Here is an 18,518-nt window from a genome sequence, read left to right as displayed (position 1 = left end):
TATCGCTCCGATATCGCTTAACAGCCTATGCGGATCGGATTACCATTCCCGTATGGTTCATTGCCGGGGAGAGGGATGGTGACGATCCGTAAGGAAGAGTTGCCCGCCGCCCTGGTGGCGGGGGCGGTGACCGGTCTGGTGGTGGTCATCCTGTCGCTGTCGTTCGCCGTGCTGATCTTTTCGGGCGAACTGGCCGGGCATGTGGGCACCGCCATCGGCATGGCGCTGTTCACCGCCGTGGTGGTCGGCGGGCTGGTGGCGCTGTTCGGGTCCTATCCCGGCACCATCGCCTTTCCCCAGGACAAGATCGCCCCCATCCTCGCCCTGATGGCCTCGATGATCGTCGCCGAGACGCCGCCCGGCACCGATCCCGAGCAATTGTTCGCTACCGTGGCCACCGCCCTGATGCTGGCCACCGCGCTGACCGGCCTGCTGCTGTTCGCGCTGGGCCATTTCCGCCTGGGCGGCTTCATCCGCTTCATTCCCTATCCGGTGATCGGCGGCTTCCTGGCCGGCACCGGCTGGCTGCTGGTCAAGGGCGCCATCAAGGTGATGACCGGCCATGCCCCCACCCTGGAGACCGCCCACCATCTGCTGTCCGCCGGGGAGCTGATCAAGTGGGCGCCGGGGCTGCTGTTCGCCGTGGCGCTGATCGCCGGCATGCGCCGCTGGAAGCATGTGGCGACCCTGCCGCTGCTGCTGGGCGGCGGGATCGCCCTCTATCATCTGGCCGCCCGCCTGATGGGCATGAGTCTGGACGGTCTGGAGCAGGGCGGCTACCTGCTCGGCCATTTCCCCGCCGCCGCCGGCTGGCGACCCGACGCCGTGGTGCGGGCCATGTCGGCCGACTGGCTGATGATCGCCGATCAGGCCGGTTCGGTATCCACCATCTTGCTGATCAGCGCCATCGGCCTGCTGCTCAATTCCAGCGGTATCGAGGTGGCGGCCAACCGCGACATGGATTTGAACCGCGAACTGAAGATCGCCGGTATCGCCAATCTGGTGTCGGGGGCGGGGGGCGGCATCATCGGCTTCCACACGCTCGGCCTGTCCAGCATGGTGCTGAAGATGGGGGTGCGCTCGCGGCTGGTGGGGCTGATCTCGGCCCTGGTCTGCCTTGCCATGCTGGTGATCGGCACCGAGCCGCTGGCCCTGTTCCCCAAGGCGGTGCTGGGCGGATTGCTGATGTTCATCGGCCTGGGCTTCCTCGAGGAATGGCTGGTCGAGGGGCGTCACCAGATGCCGGCCGCCGATTACGCCATCATCTTGATGATCGTCGGCGTGGTGGGAACCTTCGGCTATCTCCAGGGGGCGGCGGTGGGCATCGTCGCCTGCGTGGTGCTGTTCGTGGTCAACTACTCGCGCGTCGCGGTGGCCAAGCACGAACTGACCGCCGCCGAGGTGTCCTCCAACGTGGACCGGCCGCGCGACGAGGTGCGCCTGCTCAAGGAATATGGTGGCCGCATCCTGGTGTTCAGCCTGCAGGGTTTCATGTTCTTCGGCACCGCCAACAAGCTGCTGACCCGGGTGATCGGCCGATGCGGGCCGGTGGGCGGCGAGACCGGCGGCCAGCCGGTCGAGGTGGTGGTGTTCGACTTCCGCCGGGTGGCCGGCATCGATACCTCGGCGGCCATGAGCTTCGTGAAGCTGCGCCAGTTCGCCGAGAAGCGGGATCTGTCCCTGGTCTTCGCCTCGTGCAACGACGAGGTGGGCATGGTGCTGGAACGCGCCGGCTTCGTCGGGGCCGAGGGCGCCACCTGGCGCACCGCCCCCGATCTGGACCACGCGCTGGAATGGTCAGAGAACCGGCTGCTGGCCAGACTGGCGGTGGAGGCCGGGGCCAGGCCGCGTTCGCTGATGGCCGATCTGGCCGAGGATCTGGGTGAACCGCTGCAGGTGGCCCGCATGATGTCCTTCGTCGAGACGCTGAGCGTGCCAGCCGGCAGCGTGGTGCTGGAACAGGGCAGTGCCGCCCATGACCTGTTCATCCTGGAGTCGGGCCAAGTGACGGTGCGGCTGATGGGCGACAACGGCTCGTCCATCCGGCTGCGCACCATGCATGCCGGCACCGTGGTGGGCGAGATGGGGCTTTACCTCAACGAGGAACGCTCGGCCTCGGTGGTGGCTGACAGCGACTGCGTCATCCACCGCCTGACGGCGCGCAACCTGGAGCGCATGGAGGACGAGGCGCCCGCGGTGGCCGCCGCCTTCCATCGCCTGATGGCCCGCCAACTGGCCGAGCGGCTGCGCAATACCGATCACATGATCCGGGCTTTGACCGATTGACCCGGGAGTTGGCTTGGCCCACCATCCGGGCCGGGGAGGCGGACGCGCCGTCCTTCCCGCAACAGGAAGGGGATTGAGACATGGTTTCCGAGATTTTCGCCGACGGCGTCGGCCGGGTCGATTTCGTCAGCGGCGTGGTGCGCATCGAGCTGGTGTCGCTGGAGCCCACCGAATCCGGCCAGGGCAAGATGGAAGTCCGTCAGCGCATCGCCATGCCGGTGGACGGTTTCCTGCACTCGCTCAACACCATGGGCGATCTGGTCAACAAGCTGGTCGAGGCCGGCGTGCTGAAGCGCAACGAGCAGACCGCCGGCGCCGCTCCGGCCCCCGTCAAGAAGTAGAGACACGTCATCGCCGGACCTGTTCCGGCGATCCACGTGGAGCCGCCGGAACAGGCGTGGATGCCCGGGGCAGGCCCGGGCATGACGTCCTTCCAGCCGCTTATCCCGCCAGGGCCTGTTCGATCCTGTCGATGGCCGCCTGGGCCGCCGCGGCGTCGGGGCCGCCGGCCTGGGCCATGTCGGGGCGGCCGCCACCACCTTTCCCGCCCAGGGCTTCCGAGCCGACGCGGACCAGATCGACGGCGCTGTGCTTGCCCGTCAGGTCCTCGGTGACGCAGACCACGATGGAGGCCTTGCCGTCGGCGTCGGAGACCAGGGCGATGACGCCCGAGCCGATCAGCTTCTTGATCTCGTCGGCCATGCCCTTCAGATCCTTGGCGGGCACGCCGTTCAGTACCTTGCCGGCATAGGTGATGCCGTTGACCGTCTTGGTGGCGGCACCCTGGCCGCCGCCGGTGGCCAGCTGCTTCCTGACCTCGGCCAGTTCGCGCTCCAGCTTGCGGCGGTCGTCCATCAGACCCGCGATGCGGGCCGGCAGGTCGGCGGGCGCGGCCTTCAAGGTGTCGGCGGCCTTGGCCAGCAGGTCTTCCTGCGCCTGGGCCCAGGCCAGGAAAGCCGGGCCGGTCACCGCCTCGATACGGCGCACGCCGGACGCCACGGCGCTTTCCGCCACGATCTTGAAGCCGCCGATGTCGCCGGTGCGGCTGGCATGGGTGCCGCCGCACAATTCGGTGGAGAGGTCGCCCATGGAGACCACGCGAACCTCGTCGCCGTACTTCTCGCCGAACAGGGCCATGGCGCCGGCCTTGATGGCGTCGTCGGGGGTCATGACCTTGGTGGCCACCTCGGCGTTGACGCGGATGCGGCGGTTGACCTCGGCCTCGACGGCACGGGATTCCCCGGCCGACAGCGCCTTGGTGTGGGCGAAGTCGAAGCGCAGGCGGTCGGGGCCGACCTGGCTGCCCTTCTGGGTCACGTGGTCGCCCAGGATGTCGCGCAGGACGGCGTGCAGCAGATGGGTGGCCGAGTGGTGGCCGCGGGTGGCGTCGCGACGTTCGGAATCCACGGCGAAATGGGCATCCTCGCCCACCGCCACCGGGGCGCCCTCGACGGTACCGAAATGGACGATCAGGTCGCCCAGCTTCTTCTGGGTGTCGGTAATGGTCACGACGGCCTTGCCGCCGGCCACGGTGACGATGCCGCAATCGCCCATCTGGCCGCCCGACTCGCCGTAGAACGGGGTCTGGTTGGCGATGATGGCGACCTGGTGGCCGGGATGGACGGCTTCCACCGCCTTGCCGTTCTCCACCAGGGCGATGATCTTGCCCTCGGCCTCCTCGGCGTCGTAGCCGAGGAATTCGCTGGCGCCCAGCTTCTCGCGCAGTTCGAACCACAGGGATTCGGTGGCCGCCTCGCCCGAGCCCGACCACGCCTTGCGGGCCTCGGCGCGCTGGCGCTCCATGGCGGACGCGAAGCCGTCGGTGTCGACGCCGATTCCCTTGGCCTTGAGCGCGTCCTGGGTCAGGTCCAGGGGGAAGCCGTAGGTGTCGTAAAGCTTGAACGCCACCTCGCCGGCCAGCTTCTGGCCGGAACCGATGCGGGTGATCTCGTCGTCCAGCAGCTTCAGGCCCTTGTCCAGCGTCGCCTTGAAGCGGGTCTCCTCCAGCTTCAGGGTTTCGGTGATCAGGGCGTTGGCGCGCACCAGTTCGGGATAGGCCTCGCCCATCTGGCGGGTGAGAGCCGGGACCAGCTTCCAGAGCAGCGGCTCGGTGCAGCCCATCAGGTGGGCGTGGCGCATGGCGCGGCGCATGATGCGGCGCAGAACATAGCCGCGCCCCTCGTTGGAGGGCAGCACGCCGTCGGCGATCAGGAAGGACGAGGAGCGCAGGTGGTCGGCGACCACGCGGTGGCTGATCTTGTGCGCGCCGTCGGCGTCGGTGTTGGAGGCCTCGGCCGAGGCTTCGATCAGGGCGCGCATCAGGTCGATGTCGTAATTGTCGTGCTTGCCCTGCAGCAGGGCGGCCAGACGCTCGAGGCCCATGCCGGTGTCGATGCTGGGCTTGGGCAGGGGGACGCGGGTCTCTTTGTCCACCTGCTCGAACTGCATGAACACCAGATTCCAGATCTCGATGAAGCGGTCACCGTCCTGGTCGGGGCTGCCGGGCGGGCCGCCGGGGATATGGTCGCCGTGGTCGTAGAAGATCTCCGAGCACGGGCCGCAGGGACCGGTATCGCCCATGGCCCAGAAATTGTCGGCGGTGGGGATGCGGATGATGCGGGATTCGGGCAGGCCGGCGATCTTCCGCCAAGCCTCGGCCGCCTGATCGTCGTCGTGATAGACGGTGACCAGCAGGCGCTCCCTGTTGATGCCGAAATCCTTGGTGATCAGGTTCCAGGCCAGCTCGATGGCCAGTTCCTTGAAATAATCGCCGAACGAGAAGTTGCCCAGCATCTCGAAGAAGGTATGGTGCCGGGCGGTGTAGCCCACGTTGTCCAGATCGTTGTGCTTGCCGCCGGCCCGCACGCATTTCTGTGACGAGGCGGCGCGGACGTAATCGCGCTTCTCGATGCCGGTGAAGACGTTCTTGAACTGCACCATGCCGGCGTTGGTGAACATCAGCGTGGGATCGTTGCGCGGCACCAGCGGGCTGGAATTCACGACGGTGTGGCCGTTCTTCTCGAAGAAGTCGAGGAATGTGCGGCGAATCTCGTTGGCGGTCTGCATGGCATCCATCGTGGGCTAGAGGTGCGGCGTAACGGGCGGTTTTAACCCGTGGGGCGGCGGGCTGTCCAGGGGTGGCCGGGAGGGCGGCGGAAAATACCTTATGCCGCATTATGGTCTTTACCTTTGCTTGGACCGAGGCGCTTGACCAGGCTCAAGGTAAAGACTTAGTGGACAGCTTATGTATTTCGTCAGAGCCCCGGTGCGGCAGGCCCTCCCCTCCCCACTCCCCTCCCGCCGTATCGGGGCCTCCCCAATTCCAAGGAGTCCCGACCGCCATGTCCGAACCCCAGCTCGACGTCCGCGCCATCCAGCCGCGCGACCGCCACCCGCAGATCTTCGGGACCTTCGAGTCCCTGGCCGTGGGCGGCGCCTTCATCCTGGTCAATGACCACGACCCCAAGCCGCTCTATTATCACTTCAACGCCGAGCGGGCCGGTACCTTCGGCTGGGAATATCTGGAGGAAGGCCCCGACGTGTGGCGGGTGCGCATTTCCCGGACCGTCTGAGAGAGGAAGCTGGTAATGAGAAACCGTTTGGGGCTGATCGCCCTTGTCCTGTGGCTGGTGACGGCCGTCGGCCTGGGTGTGCTGTTCGTCCATGGACGGACCGAGAAGGCCCCGGACGGGCGTACCGCCATTCTCATGAGCGCCGCCGAGCGCGATTTCGTCTTCACCGAGATGCGCGGTCTGCTGGTGGCGGTGAGGGATATCACCGCCGCCCTGGCCGAGGGCGATACCGTCAAGGTGGCCGCGGCGGCCAAGGCCATGGGCATGGGCGAGGCCCACGACAGGGCGCCGGCCCTGCTGGCCAAGCTGCCCCTGGACTTCAAGCGTCTGGCCATGACCCTGCACGGCGGCTTCGACGAGATGGCCGAGGCGGCGGCCAAGGGCGAGACCCCCGCCCAGCTCAACACTCGCCTGATCGCGCAACTGGACCGCTGCACCGTCTGTCACGCGGGCTTCAGGATCGACGTCGCGCAATAAGTGCCGTATCGTGGGCGAATGCATGCAATCGCTTTCGCCCTGATCGCCCTGGTCCTGTCGGCCCCCGCCTGGGCCGCCGGGCCGCCTTCGCCGCCCGCGACCCAACCCGCCGCTCCGCCGCTCCGCTGTTCCGAGGACGCGGAGGGCGGCGCCTGCGTGTGGGGCCGGGCCGAGGGCTTCGATGCCGGATCGCTGCAGGTGCGCGGCCTGCACATCGTTCTGGCCGGTATCGCCGCGCCGGGGCGCAAGGATTTGTGCGGCTCCAAATCCGCCAAGGATGAATTCGACTGTGCCCGTCCGGCCAGGAAGCGCATGGGCGAACTGGTGGGCAAGGGCGTGGCCTGCGAGATCGTCGACGTGGCTTCGGGCCAGCTCTGGGGGCGGTGCCGGGTGGCCGAAGGCGATCTTGGGCGCCTGCTGGTCCAGGGCGGTCTGGCCCGCGCCGCCAAGGACGGTCCCTATGCCGAGGCGCAGAAGCAGGCGGTGGCGGCCAAGCGCGGTCTGTGGGCCGCCGACATGGTGCTGCCCCGCGACTGGGAAACGGCGCGGCGCAAGGCCGAGGACGAGGAGTAGGGCCGCTGGAGTGCATCAGCTTCAAGCTGAAGTACTCCTTTGCGATTCAGCTTGAATGCGAAAGACTCTAGTTGGTCCGCGTGGCGACCTTCTTGGCCTTTTTCTCGGTCGCCGCCTCGGCCTTCTTCGTTTCGGTGCAGGGGCTCATATCCACCGGCCGGCCCACGGTCTCGCCCGCCAGGGTGATCAACTGCGGGCCATTGGCGGCGATGGCCTTCTCGAACAGCGGGACGTGCATCTCGCAATAGCCCTCGGTCTCGTGCACCCGCACCGATTCCCGGTTGGTCAGCACCGTGTTGTAGCGGTCAAAGCCCGCCACACCCTTGCCGGTACGGGTGAAATAGCCGCGCATGACGTTGGCGTTGGCGCTCATGGTGCCGCCGTGGTGGTGGATATAGGAACTCCACTTGCCGGGCAGCGAGGGATCGTCATTCCGGCAGTTCAGCGCCGCCACCTGCAATTGGTAATGGAACTGGCGCAGCTGGGCCGCCTTGATCTCCTCGGGGGTGCCGCAACTGGCTCCCAGGGCGGGCAGGGCGGCAAGGCCGAGAACGAGCGCAAGAGCGGCGGGGCGAAAATACAAGGCGGCCATCCACGTCAGGAAACGAGGGGCGCAGTGTGCTCCCCTCGCCATGCAAAGATCAACCGGCCTGTGCGCGCCGGATGAACGGCCGCAGATGGCTGAGGAATTCCGCCGTCACCCGCGTCCACGAAAAGCGGCAGGCATGGCGGCGGCATTCCTCGGGCGGAATGGCCTGGGCGCGCAGCGCCGCGGCGCGCAAATCCTCGTCCAGCACGCCGATGGGGGCGCCGCCCACCACGTCCAGCGGCCCGGTGACCGGGAAGGCGGCCACCGGCACCCCCGAGGCCAGCGCCTCCAGCATCACCAGGCCGAAGGTGTCGGTGCGGCTGGGAAAGACGAAGACGTCGGCGGCGCGATAGGCCCGCCCCAAATCCTGGTCGCCGTTGACGATGTGGAAATGGGCATCGGGAAAGCGCTTCATCAGCCCGGCGCGGGCCGGACCGTCGCCCACCACCACCTTGGAGCCCGGCAGGTCGAGGCCGAGAAAGGCGGGCAGGTTCTTCTCCAGCGCCACCCGGCCCACATACATGAAGATGGGCCGGGGCAGGTCGAGGAAATCCTTGGGGCCGGGCCGGAAGGTGTCGGTGTCCACCCCGTGGGACCACGGCACGGCGTTGCCGAAGCCCTTCTGCCGCAATTCGCGGTGAACCGAGGGCGAGGGGCACAGCACCGCCGCCGCCGGGCCGTGGAAGCGGCGCATCAGGGCATAGGGCCACGACAGTGGCACACCGGTTCGCGCCCGGATGTATTCCGGAAACTTGGTGTGGTAGGCGGTGGTAAATGGCAGGTGATGCCTCAGGCACCAGGCCCGCGCCGCCCAGCCCAGCGGCCCCTCGGTGGCGATGTGGACGGCATCGGGGGCGAAGGTGTCGAGCATCCGGGCCACCCGGCGACGGGGCAGCAGCGACAGCGGAATCTCGGGGTAGGACGGGCAGGGCAGGGTGGTGAAGGAGGAGGGCTCGATCACCCGCACCAGATGGCCCAGATCGCCCAGCGCGCCGGCCAGGGTGGCCAGCACCCGCACCACGCCGTTGCGTTGGGGTGTCCAGGCGTCGGTGACCAGGGCGATGCGCATGAATGATGTCCTCCCGCAAATCTCGGGAGAAGGCCTAGGCCGCGCCGCCCTGCCGCTCAAGTGACAGGTCGGTGAAGTTTACAGATCGGCCAGCTCCACCGCCGGCGAGGGACCCAGGGCGGGAAACAGCTTGCCCACCATGCGGGCAAAGCGTTCCGGCGCGTCGGTGGAGATCAGCTGCAGGCCGCCGCCGGTGCCCTTGGGGGCCTCGCGTCCTTCCAGCAGATGGACCAGCATGGACGAGGTCGCCTCGGCGCAGTCCACCAGGGTGACGCCCGGCCCGGCGAGGCGCGCCAGGGCGGGGGCCAGCAGCGGGAAGTGGGTGCAGCCCAGCACCAGGCAGTCGCCTCCCTCGCCGCCGTCGAACAGCGAGCCCAGGTAATGGCGGGCGACGCTCTCGACGATGGGGCCGTCGGTCAGGCCCTCCTCGGCCAGGGCGACGAACAGCGGACAGGGCACGCAGCGCACCCGGGCGCCCTCGCGCCGTCGGGCGATGGCCCGCTCATAGGCTTCCGAGCGGCAGGTTCCCTCGGTGGCCGCCACCACGATGCGGCCGCCGGCCGAGGCGCGGGCCGCGCCGTCCGCTCCCGCCTCGACCACGCCGAGCACCGGCAGGCCGGGGAAACGCTCGGCAATGGCGTCCAGCGCCACCGCCGAGGCGGTGTTGCAGGCCACCACCAGGGCTTTGATGCCCTTCTCAACCAGGAATTCAGCCGCCTGTACCGCATAGCGGGTCACGGTGCGCGGCGATTTGGTGCCGTAGGGCTGGCGCGCCACGTCGCCCAGGTACAGCAGCCGTTCGTCGGGCATGGTACGCCGTATGGCTGCAGCGATAGTCAGTCCGCCCACCCCAGAGTCGAAAATTCCTACCGGGTATGTCGCAGGTATAGCATCGGGTGAGGTGAACACTGTATGCCCTTGTTGCGAAGTCATTGGAATCTTTTGACCGAGGTGGCGCATGATTGAACGGAAAGGGGCGTATCTCCGGATTTCATGGGAATTTCCACCGCCGCGCCCTTGGACAGCATCAGTAAATATCCTATAAACAGAGCCTGCTTCTAATCGCTTCGGCGGTTTGGTTCAACCGTCGCCCGGTGGGAAGGATACGGGTCTTGGAATTGATGGGGCAATCCAGTATCGCGGGCGGCGCGGGCGCCAGCCTGCCTCCGGCCCGTCCGGTGCGCTGGTCGCTGGCCCGCAAGGTGTCGCTGGCCCTGCTTTCCATTCTGCTGTTCACCCTGGTGGTGACCGCCTTCTTCGCCTACTACAAGTTCGAAAGCGTCTATTCCGCCCAGGTGCAGTCCCGCTACTCCTTCGTGGTGTTCACCATCAAGAAGAAGGTCGAGGACAGTCTCAACCTGGGGTTCGCCCTGCGCCAGTTGCGGCAGGTGCAGGAGATCATCGAGCGCGAGAAATCGCGCGACTCCCAGATTTTGGCCGTCGAGGTCTACGACTACCGGGGCGAGGTGCTGTTCGATACCGATCGCGGCGCCATCGGCACCAAGGTGTCGGAATCCCTGGCCGAGGCCATCCGCAGCGGCATGCAGCAATCGTTCAGCGTGGTGGACGAGGACAACCTGATCGTCGGCCTGCCCCTGGTCAACAACCTGGGCAAGGTGGAGGGCGGCGTGGTCCTGCGCTATCCCATCGCCTATGTGGAGAAGGGGGTTTCCGGCCTGCTCACCCAGTTGCTGAAAAGCATCGCCATCGCCCTGGTGGGGGCCTCGGTGGTGGCGGTGGTCGGGCTTTACGCTCTGTTCGGCGGCGTCGGGCGCAAGCTGGGCAGCATGGAGAAGACCATGGGCGAGGTCCTCGCCGTGGGCGGACAGGCCATCCCCGAGGGCGGCGGCGATTCCTTCGAGGCGCGTTTCGCCGAGTTCGTCGCCAAGACCCGCGAAACCATCGACCATGTCAAGGACGCCACCGACGAAGTCGGCCGTCTCGACCGGCTGATGTGAGGGGGCGGCCATGATCATCGACCGGACTCGCCCATTGTTCATCCGCCTGCTGGTGCTGGTCATGCTGGTGCTGGTGCCGCCGGTGGCGTGGATTTCCTATCAGGCCATGGGCGAGTTCACCCGCGGCCTGGTCCCCGAGATGGACAAGAAGGCCGAGGCCATCGGCCGCGATCTGGAACTGTCCATCGAGCGGGCGGTGGGCTACGGCATTCCGCTTGACCAGTTGCAGGGGGTGGACCAGTTCTTCGCCCCCGTCCTGGCCGCCAACCCGGAACTCCGCTATCTGTCCATCACCGACCGCACCGGCAAGGTGCTGTTCACCGAGGGCGCCGAACGGGGCGCGCTGGACCGGGTCTATGGCGGCGTCGATTTCGGCACCGACACGGAACAGCCGCGCAAGTTCGCCCTGGGCGGCTTCATCGATCTGGTGCAGCCGCTCAGCGTCAAGGGCAATCGCATCGGCCATATCCATGTGGGCATGGATCAGGATTACGTACGCGGCCGGCTGCAGGAAATCCTGGTGGATCTGGCGGTGGTCACCCTGGTGGCCTTGCTGGTGGCGGTGGAGATCCTGCTGTTCGTGGTGACCTTCAACATCACCGGCCCCATGCGGGTGGTGGGCACGGTGATGGACCGGGTGCGGCGCGGCGATTTCAGTTGCTCGGCCGGTGTCACCTCCGACGACGAGGTGGGACGCTTCGTGCACGGCTTCAATGGCGCCATCCGGCTGGCCGACCAGTTGTTCCGCCGGCTCGAGGCCTATATCGAGGAGGTCAAGGCCGCCCATTTCGATGCCGGCGTGGTCGAGAAGGTCAAGGACATCGAATCCCGGGTCCGCTTCCTGTTCCGTTTCGCCCGCAACGGCCAACCCGAGATCGTCAACGAGCACCAGGCCACCGACATCCGCCTGCCGCTGTTCCTGTTCGTGTTCGCCGAGGAAATCTCGCGTTCGTTCATGCCGCTCTACATCCGCGATCTCTATGCCCCCATTCCCGGCCTGAGCCCGGAGATGGTCATGGGCCTGCCCATCGCGCTGTTCATGCTGGTGATCGCCCTGGCCTCGCCGTCGGCGGCCCTGCTGGCCAACCGGCTGGGGGCGCGCCGGGTGTTTCTGATCGGACTGGTGCCGGCCACCATCGGTTTCGTCATGTCCGGGCTGGCTCTCACGGTTTACGACCTGATCGTCTGGCGGGTGGCCACGGCGCTGGGCTATGCCTTCATCACCATGGCCTGCCAGGGCTATATCGCCCAGGTGTCGCAGCAGCGGACCCGCGCCCAGGGCCTCGGCGTCTACGTGGGGGCCGTGCTGACCGCCAGCGTGTGCGGCACCGGCATCGGCGGCGTGCTGGCCGAGCGGGTGGGGTTCCGGGTTACCTTCCTGGTGGCCGGCCTGCTGACGGTGATCACCGCCATATTGATCTGGCGCCTGTTGGGCCGCGCCCAGCCGGTGGCCGAGGGGCCGAGCCCGCGCAAGCGCGATTTCCTGCGGCTGCTGCGCAACTGGCGCTTTTCGGCGCTGGTGGTCTTTGCCGCCATTCCCTCCAAGATCGCGCTGACCGGCTTTCTGTTCTTCCTGGTGCCGCTGACGCTCAGCCGCGATCCCTCCATCGACCTGGGCGACATGGCCCGCATGATGATGGCCTATCCGGTGTCTGTGGTATTGCTGTCGCCGCTGGTGGCCCGCTTTGCCGACCGGGTGGGCTGGCGGGCCGGGCTGGTGGCGGTGGGCGGCCTGATCGGCGGCGCCGGTCTGGTGCTGCCGGCCTTCTGGGGCACCCCGTTCCAGGCGGTGCAGGTCGCCATCCTGCTGCTGGGTATTTCGCACGGCCTGTCGGCCTCGCCGCAATTGGCGATGATCCCCGACCTGTGCTGGACCGAATGCCGCGCCATCGGCCAGACCAACGTGCTGGCCTTCCTGCGTCTGGCCGAGCGTATCGGCAGCTTCGCCGGGCCGCTGCTGGCGGCGGCGCTGCTGCCCCGTTACGGCTTCGAGGGCGCCGTGGTGGCGTTGGGCTGGGTGGTGCTGGGACTGGCGGCGGTGTTCGCCCTGCTGTCCTTCGCCTATCATGCCGGCCCCCACATCGAGACGGAGTGGGGGGAATGAGACGTCTGTTCGCCCTGGCCCTGACGCTGCTGGTCCTGGTGGCCGCTCCGCCCGCCGGAGCCGCCGAGCCGGCCGCCAAGCCGTTCCGTATCTACATGGCCCTGTGGCGGGGCTGGGAGGATGCCGCCCAGGGCTTCAAGGACTATTTCGCCAATCAGGGCATTCCGGTGGAGCTGATCATCCGCGACGCCGGTCAGGACAAGGCCAAGCTCAAGGATTTCGTGGCCGAGGCCAAGGCGTTGAAGGTGGATCTGGTCTTCACCTGGGGCACCACGGTCAGCGAGGAGATGCTGGGCCGCTTCGATGCCGTCGACCCGGAGCAGCACATCACCGACATTCCGGCGGTGTTCGCGGTGGTGTCGCAGCCGGTGGGCGGCGTGGTTCCCAGCCTGTCCTCGTCCGAGCGCAACATCACCGGCACGCTGTACCTGGTGCCCATGGAGACCCAGGTCAACCTGATCCAGTCCTACCGGCCGGTGAAGCGGCTGGGGATGATCTACAATCCGCTGGAGCGCAATTCCCAGGTGGCGGCCGAACAGTTGGAAGGTATCGGCAAGGCTGTCGGCTTCGACGTGGTGGCGCTGCCGCTGGAGGTGGCCGAGGGCCGTCCGCGTGCCGCCAGCATTCCGGTCAAGGTGGCCGAGATCAAGGCGGCGCGGGTGGATTTCCTCTATATCCCGCCCGACACCTTCCTCAACGTCAACCGCGACATCCTGACCCAGGCGGCGCTGGAGCACGGCATCCCCACCTTCGCGGCGGCGGAGAATCCGGTGGTGACCTCCAAGGCCATGTTCGGCGGCGTATACCGCTATTATACGGTGGGCCAACTCACCGCCTACAAGGCCGAGCAGATCCTGGTCCGCAAGATCGCTCCCAAGGACATTCCCATCGACGCTCCCAAGCGGCTGTCGGTGCTGATCAACATGCCGGTGGTGCGGCAGATCGGTCTGTTTCCCCCCATGAAGCTGATGGGGCTGGCCGAGATCATCGAACGCACCGAGGCCAAGGAGAACAAGCCTTGATCCCCCCCCAGCCGCCTCTTCGCATTCTCGTTTGCACCAAGATGGACCTGGCCGGGGCCCTGATCCTCAACACGTTGCTGCCGCATCTGGCCGGCGACACGGTGATGGTGTTGATGAGCGAGAAGACGCGGCCCGTGGAAAACACCGTGCCCGAACTGGCGGAGATCAAATTCTACGAGCGCGACCTGCCCACCGACATCCTGTTTCCGCTGCTGGACCGGGCCGAGGTGCAGGGCGCGCCGCTGCTGACCTTCGCCGGCCTGTCCGAACGCTATGGCATCACCATCGAGAGCATCACCGATCTCAACGGGCCGGAGGGCGAGGCCCGCATCCGCGCCTTCGCGCCCGATCTGACCATTTCGGCGCGTTTTTCGCTGATCTTCAAGCCCAATACCTACGATATCCCGCGCCTGGGCACCTACAACGTCCATCCCGGCGCCCTGCCGCGCTATGCCGGCCTGTTCGCGCCGTTCCGCTGCATGCTGGAGGGCGCGGAGGCCATCGGCTGCACCCTGCACCGGGTGGACAAGGGCATCGACACCGGCCCCATCGTCGGTATCGGCTATCTGCCCATCGAGCGCCGGCGTTCGCTGCTCTGGCACGTGGTCAACACCTACCGGCCGGGCCTCGACCTGTTCCTCGCCATGCTCGAAGGGCTGCGCCAGGGCCGCGAGCCCCAATACGCGGCGCAGGATTTCAGCCAGCGCCAGTATGTTTCGCTGCCGGGGGCCGAGCCCTTCGCCGATTTCAAGGCCAAGGGGCTGAAACTGTTCGAGCCGGCGGAGTACCTTGAAATCCTGTCGGGCTTCCTGCCGCCGGACATGGCCATGCCCGGTGCGGTGGCCAAGGCGGTGGTCAACGGGCGGGGGGATGCATGCTGCTCCGTACCCGCGTAACGCTCATCGTCACCTTTACCTATTCCCTGCTGGTGGCGGGGCTGTTCTTCGCCGGCCTCAAGAACGAGGAACTGGCCGACGAGCGCTATGTCCAGGCCACTCTCAACGGCCAGCAGATCTTCTGGGACAAGCTGGTGGAAAATACCGTCCAGCGCCTGGAGGCCGCCGCTCCGCTGCTGGCCGCCAATCAGGAGATGATCGCCGCCATCGCCCGCAAGAGCCCCTCCGAGGCGCGCGAGCTGATGGCGCCCACCGTCGCCGGGCTGACCCGGCGCGGCGTGGGGCGGGTCGAGATCGTCGGCCTGGACGGCGACCTGCTTTATACCTCCCAGGGCTCGCTGCTGGAGACGCCGCTGGTGGATGCCGGCACCGTGCGGCTGATCGCCGAAAACGGCAAGGCGCGCACCGGCATCACCCAGAACAGCGACAAGCAGTTCATCGCCGCCATCACCGTGCCCCTGGCCGGGCTGGACGGGGGGGTGGTCGGCGTCGCCACCATCGTCTCGGACCTGCGGCCGCCGCTGGAGGAGTTCAAGGCCTCCACCGGCTCGGACGTCTTCCTGGTGGACCGGGCCGGGCACATGACCGACGGCACCAACGACCTGCTGTGGCGGGTGTTCGAGTCCAAGATATCGGTGCGCAAGAGCCGGCTGGAGACCTGGCGCGACGGCTCGCGCTTCTATTCCGTGGTGGTGTTCCCCCTGTCCGACGGCGAGGGCCGGGTGATCGGCGCCCTGGTCAGCGTGCGCGATTCCACCGATACCCAGGCCCGCCAGCATGAAATCCGCATGATCGCCATCGGTGCGGTGGGCGGTTTCCTGGTTCTGGTCCTGGCGGTGTTCTCGGTGTATCTGCGCCGCTCGTTCGACCCCCTGGACCAGGCCATCGCCGTGCTGAACGCCCTTTCGCGGGGCGACACCTCGGTGATGTTGGACGTGCGCCACGACAACGACGAGATCGGCCGTATCGCCAGCACGGTCGGCGTGTTCCGCGAGAACGCCATCAAGATCGACCTGCTGGAGGAACGGCGCGAGCGCCAGCGCCGCCGCCAGGAGCTGTTCATCCGCCTGCAGATGCTGCGCCTGTCCGAGATGCTGGAGCAGGAAGCCCGCGAGGCGGTGCTGGACGATCTGAAGCAGATCGAGGAACTGTCCAACCGCTCGACCTCCGGGGCCGAGGGCGGGGACGGCTCCAAGGGCGAGCTGGAAGTGCTGGCGGTGGCCTTCCAGACCATGTCGTCGCGTATCCGCGAACAGCACGAGCGCCTGGAATCGCTGATCGCCGAACGGACCCGCGACGTGGAGATTCTGCGCGAAGCCCTGCGCACCCGCGACCAGTTGGCGGCGTTGCGCCAGGAACTGGACTTCGCCCGCGAACTGCAGCTGTCCTCGCTGCCCCAGGTCTTCCCGCCCTTCCCCGAAAGGGGCGAGTTCCAGATTCATGCCTCCATGGTGCCCGCCAAGGAGGTGGGAGGCGATTTCTACGACTTCTTCCTCATCGACCACCACCATCTGGGCTTCGTCATCGGCGACGCCTCGGGCAAGGGCGTGCCGGCGGCCATGTTCATCGCCATCACCCGCTCGCTGGTCAAGGCGGTGGCGCCGCTGTCCAGCTCTCCCGGTGAGTGCCTGGCCTTCGTCAACACCATGCTGGCCCGCGACAACCCGCAGACCCTGTTCGCGACCACCTTCTACGGCATGCTCGACACCCGGACCGGCGAGGTGGGTTTCTGCAATGCCGGCCACCCGCCGCCCATGATTCTGCGCACCGACGGCAGGGTGGAGGCCATCCGCGACGTCTCGGGCGTGGCGCTGGGCGTGCTGGAGGACCTGGAATACGAGACCGGCATCTTCCAGCTCAATCCCGGCGACGTTCTCCATCTCTACACCGACGGCGTCACCGAGGCCCAGGATTCCGCCGATGCCCTCTATGACGAGCCGCGCCTGATGGCCCAACTGGGCCGCACCGAGGACACCAACCCCGAGGCGGTGATCGCCGGAGTGCTGCGCTCGGTGGAGGCCTTCGTCGGCAACGCGCCACAATTCGACGACATCACCATGTTGACCTTGCGCTTCGATCAGGCTTCCATGGATGCGGATGCGCCCCAGGAAGCCCGGCCGCGGCTGATGCTGACCGGCTTCCCGGCGACGGGAGGGAATGACATGGATGGCAGGGCGGCGCCCGTGCCCGCGCAGGAGAGCACGGCGGCCTCCGCTCCGGCGGCGGTTCCCGCCCCTGCCGCGCCCGTTCCCCCCGCACCCGTGGACATGGAGCCCGACCGGGTGGCCATGGTGATCGCCAACGACGTCGCGGAACTGGAACGGCTGGCCGAACTGGTGGATGTCTTCATCGAGAAGCACAGCCTGCCGGAGAAGCTGGCTTTCAACCTGAACGTCTGTCTGGATGAATTGATCACCAATATTATCTCGTACGGATACGATGACGAGGATGCCCATGAAATCCAGGTGGAGTTCGTCTACGATGGCCGCGAATTCGTGACCCGTATCATTGACGACGCCAGGGAGTACAACCCCTTCACCGAGGCGCCGATTCCCGATCTCGACCTGGACGTCGAGGACCGGCCCATCGGCGGCTTGGGGGTGTTCCTGGTGAAGGAATTCATGGATGGAACCGAGTACGCGCACGAGGGCGGGCGTAACACCACCACGCTGCGCAAGACGATTGCGGCATAGGAGAGTTTTGGCTGATGGAAATCCGTGAAGAACAGGCTGGCGACGCCACCGTACTCGTTCCCCTCGCCCGGGTGGACAGTTCGACGGCCAAGGCCTTCGAGGCCCGTGTCCTGGCGGTGGTCAATGCCGGCGCGCCGAAAATTCTGATCGATTTCGGCGAGCTGGACTACATCTCCAGCGCCGGGTTGCGCGTGGTGCTGGTGGGGGCCAAGATGACCCGCGGGACCCGCAAGTTCGCCCTGTGCTCCATGAAGCCCCATATCCGCGAGGTCTTCGACGTCTCCGGCTTCGCCAAGATTCTGGCCATCTACGCCGATCGCGACGCGGCCCTGGCCGCGTTGTAGGGAAAGGGCATCGCGCGCCCCGTGATCCGGCGATATCGGGTCTGCATCGGGGCGGCTGGTATGTGGTCCTCGTCTGCGCTACCATAAGTATTCGGCCCTAACCGGTTCGCCTGGATAAGAACCGGCCAGGGCCGCGGGCCGAGGGCCGAGGAGGGCAAGACAATGAACGACCCCTACAAGAACCTGATCGAGATGCAGCAGGCCATGCTGGAAGGCTGGATGAACTCCGCCAACCAGATGATGCAGTACTGGAAGCATCTGATGGAACTGCAGCAGCGTCTGATGCAGCACGGCGCGTTTGGCCGCGACCATGTGGAGATCGACGACGGTCCGTCCTTCACCGGCAAGTACGGCAAGCGCCGCTTCGACATCGACCCCGAACGGGACGTCTGAAGGGACGGGGGCATCTGGACCCGATGAATGCCAGAACCCGCCGAAGCGCCCGTTATGAGGGCGGTGACTCCCGGCCATGGCGTGTGCTAATTTAGAAAAATCGGATCGGCCCGGAGGGGCGAAGGTTTTGACGCGAGGTACGGCGGCAGGAACGGCGAAGCGGTTGGGCGGCCTTGGGCGGCTCGGCGCGTGGCTGGCTGCCCTTGCCCTGGTCGTCCAGTTCCTGGTTCCGATCACTCCGGTTCAGGCCGCTTCCATCGACCGGGAACTGGCGGCGTCCATCTGCCACTCCTCGGGCGAAGCCGACGCCCAGGCTCCGGGCGAGGCCGTCCACGATCATTGCCAGTTCTGCCAGCTTCACGCCGGCATCAAGCTTCTGCCGCCCCCGGCGTTCACGGGGCTGGCCCGGTCGCGGACCGTTCTGTTCGCCACGGCGGCGCCGACCGACCAGGGCGGCATTCCGCTTTCCGCCCATCTTCCCCAGAGCCCGCGCGGTCCTCCCTCCTTCTCCTGACGCATTGCCGAAGGCGACACCAGTCGCC

17 protein-coding genes are annotated in these 18,518 nt (G+C 67.0%); 13 read left to right on the top strand and 4 right to left on the bottom strand.

Going from position 1 to position 18,518, the window contains the following annotated elements; all coding sequences use genetic code 11:
- The first annotated feature begins 75 nt into the window (after nucleotides 1-75).
- Nucleotides 76-2,286, top strand: a complete 2,211-nt coding sequence (locus CP958_RS17505) for a SulP family inorganic anion transporter (RefSeq protein WP_242442958.1) — start codon at nucleotides 76-78, stop codon at nucleotides 2,284-2,286.
- 80 nt (nucleotides 2,287-2,366) lie between these two features.
- Complete coding sequence (locus tag CP958_RS17500) at nucleotides 2,367-2,627, top strand: hypothetical protein (RefSeq protein WP_096703485.1); 261 nt, start codon at nucleotides 2,367-2,369, stop codon at nucleotides 2,625-2,627.
- A 100-nt stretch (nucleotides 2,628-2,727) separates the two neighbouring features.
- Here CP958_RS17500 and alaS read toward each other — a convergent pair whose 3' ends face one another.
- On the bottom strand, nucleotides 2,728-5,352 hold the full coding sequence (gene alaS, locus CP958_RS17495; RefSeq protein ID WP_096703622.1) for an alanine--tRNA ligase: 2,625 nt from the start codon (nucleotides 5,350-5,352) through the stop codon (nucleotides 2,728-2,730).
- Nucleotides 5,353-5,627: 275 nt separating this feature from the next.
- Here alaS and CP958_RS17490 point away from each other — a divergent pair, with 275 nt between their 5' ends.
- From CP958_RS17490 to CP958_RS17480, 3 genes are read left to right on the top strand one after another with little or no spacing between them, the layout of a single operon-like run.
- Complete coding sequence (locus CP958_RS17490; protein ID WP_096703484.1) at nucleotides 5,628-5,858, top strand: DUF2249 domain-containing protein; 231 nt, start codon at nucleotides 5,628-5,630, stop codon at nucleotides 5,856-5,858.
- Nucleotides 5,859-5,873: 15 nt separating this feature from the next.
- Nucleotides 5,874-6,335, top strand: coding sequence for a hypothetical protein (locus tag CP958_RS17485; protein ID WP_096703483.1), 462 nt, complete (start codon nucleotides 5,874-5,876; stop codon nucleotides 6,333-6,335).
- An 18-nt stretch (nucleotides 6,336-6,353) separates the two neighbouring features.
- The gene (locus CP958_RS17480; RefSeq protein WP_096703482.1) at nucleotides 6,354-6,908 is read left to right on the top strand and encodes a nuclease; all 555 of its coding nucleotides are present in this window, start codon (nucleotides 6,354-6,356) and stop codon (nucleotides 6,906-6,908) included.
- 67 nt (nucleotides 6,909-6,975) lie between these two features.
- Here the strand turns inward: CP958_RS17480 and CP958_RS17475 are convergent, their stop codons facing one another.
- From CP958_RS17475 to murI, 3 genes are all read right to left on the bottom strand, one after another.
- A complete protein-coding gene (locus CP958_RS17475; RefSeq protein ID WP_096703481.1) occupies nucleotides 6,976-7,500 on the bottom strand; it encodes a heme utilization protein in 525 nt (174 codons plus the stop codon).
- A gap of 49 nt (nucleotides 7,501-7,549) precedes the next feature.
- On the bottom strand, nucleotides 7,550-8,566 hold the full coding sequence (locus tag CP958_RS17470; protein ID WP_096703480.1) for a glycosyltransferase family 1 protein: 1,017 nt from the start codon (nucleotides 8,564-8,566) through the stop codon (nucleotides 7,550-7,552).
- 78 nt (nucleotides 8,567-8,644) lie between these two features.
- Complete coding sequence (gene murI, locus CP958_RS17465; protein WP_096703479.1) at nucleotides 8,645-9,499, bottom strand: glutamate racemase; 855 nt, start codon at nucleotides 9,497-9,499, stop codon at nucleotides 8,645-8,647.
- Nucleotides 9,500-9,687: 188 nt separating this feature from the next.
- On the opposite strand from murI, the gene CP958_RS17460 reads away from it, so the two are divergent.
- The 8 genes from CP958_RS17460 to CP958_RS17425 all read left to right on the top strand — a co-directional run bounded on the left by CP958_RS17460 (nucleotide 9,688) and on the right by CP958_RS17425 (nucleotide 18,490).
- On the top strand, nucleotides 9,688-10,524 hold the full coding sequence (locus CP958_RS17460; protein ID WP_141400560.1) for a hypothetical protein: 837 nt from the start codon (nucleotides 9,688-9,690) through the stop codon (nucleotides 10,522-10,524).
- Between the two features lie 10 nt (nucleotides 10,525-10,534).
- Nucleotides 10,535-12,628: an MFS transporter gene (locus CP958_RS17455; protein WP_096703477.1), complete on the top strand. Its 2,094-nt coding sequence runs from the start codon at nucleotides 10,535-10,537 to the stop codon at nucleotides 12,626-12,628.
- Nucleotides 12,625-13,650: an ABC transporter substrate-binding protein gene (locus CP958_RS17450; RefSeq protein ID WP_096703476.1), complete on the top strand. Its 1,026-nt coding sequence runs from the start codon at nucleotides 12,625-12,627 to the stop codon at nucleotides 13,648-13,650. Before CP958_RS17455 ends, CP958_RS17450 begins: the two co-directional genes overlap by 4 nt.
- Entirely contained in the window at nucleotides 13,647-14,546 is a 900-nt protein-coding gene (locus tag CP958_RS17445; RefSeq protein ID WP_096703475.1) for a formyl transferase, read from the top strand. Before CP958_RS17450 ends, CP958_RS17445 begins: the two co-directional genes overlap by 4 nt.
- On the top strand, nucleotides 14,525-17,239 hold the full coding sequence (locus tag CP958_RS17440) for a SpoIIE family protein phosphatase (RefSeq protein WP_096703474.1): 2,715 nt from the start codon (nucleotides 14,525-14,527) through the stop codon (nucleotides 17,237-17,239). Before CP958_RS17445 ends, CP958_RS17440 begins: the two co-directional genes overlap by 22 nt.
- 14 nt (nucleotides 17,240-17,253) lie before the next feature.
- The gene (locus CP958_RS17435; RefSeq protein ID WP_096703473.1) at nucleotides 17,254-17,583 is read left to right on the top strand and encodes an STAS domain-containing protein; all 330 of its coding nucleotides are present in this window, start codon (nucleotides 17,254-17,256) and stop codon (nucleotides 17,581-17,583) included.
- 162 nt (nucleotides 17,584-17,745) lie between these two features.
- Entirely contained in the window at nucleotides 17,746-17,976 is a 231-nt protein-coding gene (locus CP958_RS17430) for a hypothetical protein (RefSeq protein WP_096703472.1), read from the top strand.
- Nucleotides 17,977-18,103: 127 nt separating this feature from the next.
- Nucleotides 18,104-18,490, top strand: coding sequence for a DUF2946 family protein (locus CP958_RS17425; protein ID WP_242442956.1), 387 nt, complete (start codon nucleotides 18,104-18,106; stop codon nucleotides 18,488-18,490).
- The last annotated feature ends 28 nt before the right edge of the window (nucleotides 18,491-18,518 follow it).

The sequence above is a fragment of the Magnetospirillum sp. 15-1 genome (genome assembly GCF_900184795.1).
Taxonomy (GTDB): domain Bacteria; phylum Pseudomonadota; class Alphaproteobacteria; order Rhodospirillales; family Magnetospirillaceae; genus Phaeospirillum.
The sequence above is the reverse complement of the archived record's forward strand: the minus strand, read 5'-3'. Positions and strand labels throughout refer to the sequence as shown.

Bases quoted from the DNA above. Each gene is read 5' to 3' on its own strand.
- CP958_RS17505 (WP_242442958.1), top strand. From the start codon at position 76: ATGGTGACGATCCGTAAGGAAGAGTTGCCCGCCGCCCTGGTGGCGGGG.
- CP958_RS17500 (WP_096703485.1), top strand. From the start codon at position 2,367: ATGGTTTCCGAGATTTTCGCCGACGGCGTCGGCCGGGTCGATTTCGTC.
- alaS (WP_096703622.1), bottom strand. From the start codon at position 5,352: ATGCAGACCGCCAACGAGATTCGCCGCACATTCCTCGACTTCTTCGAG.
- CP958_RS17490 (WP_096703484.1), top strand. From the start codon at position 5,628: ATGTCCGAACCCCAGCTCGACGTCCGCGCCATCCAGCCGCGCGACCGC.
- CP958_RS17485 (WP_096703483.1), top strand. From the start codon at position 5,874: ATGAGAAACCGTTTGGGGCTGATCGCCCTTGTCCTGTGGCTGGTGACG.
- CP958_RS17480 (WP_096703482.1), top strand. From the start codon at position 6,354: ATGCATGCAATCGCTTTCGCCCTGATCGCCCTGGTCCTGTCGGCCCCC.
- CP958_RS17475 (WP_096703481.1), bottom strand. From the start codon at position 7,500: ATGGCCGCCTTGTATTTTCGCCCCGCCGCTCTTGCGCTCGTTCTCGGC.
- CP958_RS17470 (WP_096703480.1), bottom strand. From the start codon at position 8,566: ATGCGCATCGCCCTGGTCACCGACGCCTGGACACCCCAACGCAACGGC.
- murI (WP_096703479.1), bottom strand. From the start codon at position 9,499: ATGACTTCGCAACAAGGGCATACAGTGTTCACCTCACCCGATGCTATA.
- CP958_RS17460 (WP_141400560.1), top strand. From the start codon at position 9,688: ATGGGGCAATCCAGTATCGCGGGCGGCGCGGGCGCCAGCCTGCCTCCG.
- CP958_RS17455 (WP_096703477.1), top strand. From the start codon at position 10,535: ATGATCATCGACCGGACTCGCCCATTGTTCATCCGCCTGCTGGTGCTG.
- CP958_RS17450 (WP_096703476.1), top strand. From the start codon at position 12,625: ATGAGACGTCTGTTCGCCCTGGCCCTGACGCTGCTGGTCCTGGTGGCC.
- CP958_RS17440 (WP_096703474.1), top strand. From the start codon at position 14,525: ATGCTGCTCCGTACCCGCGTAACGCTCATCGTCACCTTTACCTATTCC.
- CP958_RS17435 (WP_096703473.1), top strand. From the start codon at position 17,254: ATGGAAATCCGTGAAGAACAGGCTGGCGACGCCACCGTACTCGTTCCC.
- CP958_RS17430 (WP_096703472.1), top strand. From the start codon at position 17,746: ATGAACGACCCCTACAAGAACCTGATCGAGATGCAGCAGGCCATGCTG.